The sequence below is a fragment of the Providencia sp. M-27 genome (genome assembly GCF_011077905.1).
Lineage (GTDB): Bacteria > Pseudomonadota > Gammaproteobacteria > Enterobacterales > Enterobacteriaceae > Providencia > Providencia huaxiensis.
In genome coordinates this window covers 1-4561 of the sequence record NZ_JAALBT010000044.1, presented here as the reverse complement: position 1 = coordinate 4561, position 4561 = coordinate 1, and the positions used below count along the sequence as shown (strand labels likewise).

At 38.8% G+C, this 4561-nt stretch carries 4 protein-coding genes, 5 tRNA genes and 2 rRNA genes; 1 reads left to right on the top strand and 10 read right to left on the bottom strand.

Annotated features, from left to right (window positions below; all coding sequences use genetic code 11):
* The 5 genes from G6Q48_RS21720 to G6Q48_RS21700 form a co-directional block, all read right to left on the bottom strand.
* Window positions 1-100: GTP-binding protein (locus tag G6Q48_RS21720; RefSeq protein ID WP_234369306.1), on the bottom strand; the 100-nt coding region annotated here is incomplete at its 3' end.
* A gap of 119 nt (window positions 101-219) precedes the next feature.
* Window positions 220-295 (bottom strand) — tRNA-Thr (locus G6Q48_RS21715).
* A 6-nt stretch (window positions 296-301) separates the two neighbouring features.
* A tRNA-Gly gene (locus tag G6Q48_RS21710) sits at window positions 302-376 on the bottom strand.
* Window positions 377-451: 75 nt separating this feature from the next.
* A tRNA-Tyr gene (locus tag G6Q48_RS21705) sits at window positions 452-536 on the bottom strand.
* A 15-nt stretch (window positions 537-551) separates the two neighbouring features.
* Window positions 552-627, bottom strand: a tRNA-Thr gene (locus tag G6Q48_RS21700).
* Between the two features lie 426 nt (window positions 628-1053).
* Between G6Q48_RS21700 and coaA the strand changes: the two genes are divergently transcribed.
* The gene (gene coaA / locus G6Q48_RS21695) at window positions 1054-2004 is read left to right on the top strand and encodes a type I pantothenate kinase (protein ID WP_102140753.1); all 951 of its coding nucleotides are present in this window, start codon (window positions 1054-1056) and stop codon (window positions 2002-2004) included.
* Window positions 2005-2046: 42 nt separating this feature from the next.
* Here the strand turns inward: coaA and birA are convergent, their stop codons facing one another.
* From birA to rrf (G6Q48_RS21670), 5 genes are all read right to left on the bottom strand, one after another.
* On the bottom strand, window positions 2047-3018 hold the full coding sequence (gene birA / locus G6Q48_RS21690; RefSeq protein WP_166268372.1) for a bifunctional biotin--[acetyl-CoA-carboxylase] ligase/biotin operon repressor BirA: 972 nt from the start codon (window positions 3016-3018) through the stop codon (window positions 2047-2049).
* Window positions 3015-4049: a UDP-N-acetylmuramate dehydrogenase gene (murB, locus tag G6Q48_RS21685; RefSeq protein ID WP_166268370.1), complete on the bottom strand. Its 1035-nt coding sequence runs from the start codon at window positions 4047-4049 to the stop codon at window positions 3015-3017. The genes birA and murB overlap by 4 nt, the downstream gene beginning before the upstream one ends.
* A 155-nt stretch (window positions 4050-4204) precedes the next feature.
* Window positions 4205-4320, bottom strand: a 5S ribosomal RNA gene (rrf, locus tag G6Q48_RS21680).
* A gap of 26 nt (window positions 4321-4346) precedes the next feature.
* A tRNA-Thr gene (locus G6Q48_RS21675) sits at window positions 4347-4422 on the bottom strand.
* Window positions 4423-4467: 45 nt separating this feature from the next.
* Window positions 4468-4561, bottom strand: a 5S ribosomal RNA gene (gene rrf, locus G6Q48_RS21670); the annotation flags it as partial.

Here is a 4561-nt window from a genome sequence, read left to right as displayed (position 1 = left end):
TAGTGATAGCTGCTGTCAGAGTAGTTTTACCGTGGTCAACGTGGCCGATAGTACCAACGTTAACGTGCGGTTTTGAACGTTCAAATTTTTCTTTAGACATTAGATTGTCCCTCTAAGACACGGAATCGGTGGTTAAACCACATCAACCAAGCAAGAATTTATTTTCGCTTGTTTTTTTCAGGAGACAAATCAGGGAGATAATTGAGAACATGAAGGAAGTGGTGCTGATAGGCAGATTCGAACTGCCGACCTCACCCTTACCAAGGGTGTGCTCTACCAACTGAGCCATATCAGCACATCTTGGAGCGGGCAGCGGGAATCGAACCCGCATCATCAGCTTGGAAGGCTGAGGTAATAGCCATTATACGATGCCCGCAATGAACTCGGCTACCTGAGTTATCAGCTGTTAAACTGTTCCTCAAAATTTTCATTGAAGAAAATTTCTTGGAGATGGTGGTGGGAGAAGGATTCGAACCTTCGAAGTCTGTGACGGCAGATTTACAGTCTGCTCCCTTTGGCCGCTTGGGTATCCCACCTATCCAAATTTTTAATGGTGCCGGCACCAAGAGTCGAACTCGGGACCTACTGATTACAAGTCAGTTGCTCTACCAACTGAGCTATGCCGGCATCAAGTGCTGCGCATTCTAGGTAGAGTCGGCGCAGGTTGCAACAAAAAAATTAACTTTTTTGTCTGTTCGCTCACATTTTGTTCGCTTTTTGCATTTTTGTTGATTTTTTAACTATTTTAAGCTTAAAACATCAACAACAGCTGTTAACTATAGTCCATTACCATTTAGTCAGTAAAGGGAGAAAAAGACTTAAAATTTTTAAAATTATTATTTTTTATTCGATATCATAATTTTACCCTTTCATTTTTAGGTGTTTTTTTCGTCACTCAGTATCATTTTTTCTGCGTTTATCAAAAAAAACTCATAAAAAATAGAAAAAAACCTACGCCTACCCACTTTCACTCGCTATGATGCTAGCAAATTTTATGGATACGGGTGTTTAGGCAACCTGTCCAACCTGCACAAAATAGGCAGATGTTGGTTTATGAAAAAGAAAGAAAATTTTATTACTACGCCATACTTAGAGTTTGATAGAGAACACTGGGCAACTTTACGTGATTCAGTTCCACTTACATTAACATCGAGCGAACTCCTAGAGTTAAAAGGGATTAACGAAGAGCTCTCTATGGAAGATGTTATAGAGATTTATCTACCTTTATCGCGTTTATTGAATTTTTATATCAGTTCAAACTTACGTCGTCAGGCTGTCTTAGAGCAGTTTCTTGGAACTAATGGCGCAAAAGTGCCTTATATTATTGGTATAGCGGGTAGCGTAGCTGTTGGTAAAAGTACAACGGCACGTTTGCTACAAGCACTACTCACTCGTTGGCCAGAACACCGTAAAGTTGACTTAATTACGACTGATGGTTTTTTACATCCTAATCAAGTATTGAAAGATAGGAATATCATGAAGAAAAAAGGGTTTCCGCAGTCTTATGATATGCGAAAACTTGTCAACTTCGTGTCGCAAATAAAATCAGGTGCACGTAACGTTAAAGCACCAGTTTATTCACATTTAACGTATGATATCGTTCCTGACCAGGAACAAATCATTGATCAACCTGATATTTTAATACTTGAAGGGCTGAATGTCTTACAAAGTGATATGGATTACCCACAAGATCCTCATCATGTCTTTGTATCTGACTTTGTTGATTTTTCTATTTATGTTGATGCTGCACCTGAATTATTAAAACAGTGGTATATCGGCCGGTTTCTTAAATTTAGGCAAGGTGCATTCTCAGATCCTGATTCTTATTTCCATAATTATTCTAAACTAAGGGAAGAAGAAGCAATTAATATTGCAGGCTCTATCTGGGATGAAATTAACGGATTAAATCTTGAAGAAAATATATTACCAACAAAGGAAAGAGCAAGTTTAATTATGACTAAAGGTGAAAACCATTCTATTCAGAGTGTTAGACTAAGAAAATAATTATTTATATTGGCCGGCTTATTGCCGGCCAATAATATATAATCAATTAGGCCGCAATGATATTTCACCACCTATATACGGTATTATTTCATCATTATCTTTTTGTAATAACAAAGCACCTTGATCATTAATACCACGTTCAACACCCGTTATTATATCATTACCTATCAATAGCTTAACAGGTCTATTAAGAAAGTTGTCTAATTTAAACCACCGTTCTAAAAATGGTTTCAGCCCTTCTCGCTCAAATATAACCAAGGACTTTCTTAATGACTTAATAATATTTGCAGATAATTCATTACGCTCTATATTCTCAACTTCATCTCTTAGTGATGACCATTCTTGTGTTATTGTATTAGCGTCTTCAATATTGTTTTTATTCATACCAATATTAATTCCAATCCCAATAATAATGTGAGCGGCATCTCCTGTTTTACCTGTTAATTCAACTAGAATTCCGGCAAGTTTTTTATCATTCATATATAAATCATTAGGCCATTTTACTTTTACTTTATCTTGGCTTATTTTATTCAATGCTTCCGCAATGACGATACCGACAACAAGGCTTAGTCCTACTGCAGCGGCAGGGCCTTGATCTAATTTCCAATACATAGAAAGGTAGAGATTACAGCCAAATGGTGAAATCCACTGGCGCCCTCTTCTACCACGCCCAGCACTTTGATATTCGGCTAAGCAAGTATCCCCTGACTTCAGGCTATTAATACGCTCTAACATGTATTGATTCGTTGAATCAATAACTGGCTCAACAATAATATTCACGCCATCAACTTGTTTTTTAATAACTTCTTTGCTTAATAAATTGATTTGATATGGTAGCTTATAGCCTTTGCCAGCTATTGTTTCTATGTTTAGTCCCCAAGAGCGCAATGTTTTGATATGTTTATTAATTGCAGATCTTGTCATTCCTAATTGTTCACCGAGTTGCTCCCCCGAATGGACCTGAGCATCAGCTAAGATATCAATTAGCTGTAAAGGAATATTAGTTTCTTTCATCGAATATAATCCATTGCATTAACTTCACCCCTTCTGCCTATAAACCTGACTTCTGGCTCTAAGATAATATCAAAACGCTTTGCTACCGTTTGACTCACATATTTCGCCAAGTTAGCAATATCTTGCCCTGTTGCGTGGTGCTTATTAATTAGCACCAACGCCTGTTGGGTGTGAACGGCAGCACCACCGATTTGATGACCTTTTAAACCACACTGGTCAATTAGCCAGCCTGCGGCTAATTTAATACTGCCATCAGCTTGTTCATATTGGGGACAATTAGGATAAGCTATTTTTATGGCCTGTGCCTTTTCTGCCGAAATAACGGGATTCTTAAAGAAACTCCCCGCATTGCCTGTTACTGTTGGGTCAGGTAATTTACTTCTACGTGTTTGGCATACAGAGTTGAATACTTGTTCTGGCGTTACTGTATTGGGGTCAAGTTGAGCAAGGTCACCATACATAAGCTTAGGTGCCCATTCTTTAGCAAGTTTTAACCCAACACTGATAATGACATGACCATATTGATATTCATGCTTAAAAATACTATCACGATAGCCAAACTGGCACTCAGCAGCGGTTAGCCGAGCTACTTTACCTGTTTCTAGAGAAAGTACATCAACATACTCACATATATCTTTCAGCTCTATACCATAAGCACCAATATTTTGAATGGGAGCAGAGCCAACACAACCCGGGATCAACGCTAAATTTTCTGCACCAAAAACACCTTTACTCAATAATATTTCAAGTAATTGATGCCAATTTTCACCTGCTTGGGCATGAACATACCAATAGCTGTTATCTTCTGTTATTTTTATACCCTTCAGCTGATTGATAATTACCACACCTTCAAAATCTGCAACAAATAGAACATTGCTTCCTCCCCCTAATAATAATACGGGAAGTTGCTGATTTTTAGCCTCGGCCCATTGTTGGAGTAAAGATTCTTGATTATCCACAAAAACAATTGATAATGCTTTTGCTTGAATGCCAAAGCTATTAAATGATTTAAGTTCAGACATTAGGTTCATTACAGCCTTCAGTACAAATAAAACTAGGATAGGATAAGTCTATCAGGCTGGATTACGAGTGAATAGCAAGATTAGGAAAATAAGATAATTAGTAAAAATTATTCTATTCGTAGAATGAAAAAAGCCACCCAATGGGTGGCTTCTTTGTATTTAAAACCTAGCAGTTCCCTACTCTCACATGGGGAGACCCCACACTACCATCGGCGCTACGGCGTTTCACTACTGAGTTCGGCATGGGGTCAGGTGGGACCACCGCGCTATTGCCGCTAGGTAAATTCTTTTTAAATGCCGATTATATGGTGCTGATACCCAGATTCGAACTGGGGACCTCACCCTTACCAAGGGTGTGCTCTACCAACTGAGCCATATCAGCAATATGGTGCGGTCAGTCAGTACTGACACAACCTTAAAATTTAATGTCTGGCAGTTCCCTACTCTCACATGGGGAGACCCCACACTACCATCGGCGCTACGGCGTTTCACTGCTGAGTTCGGCATGGGGTCAGGTGGGA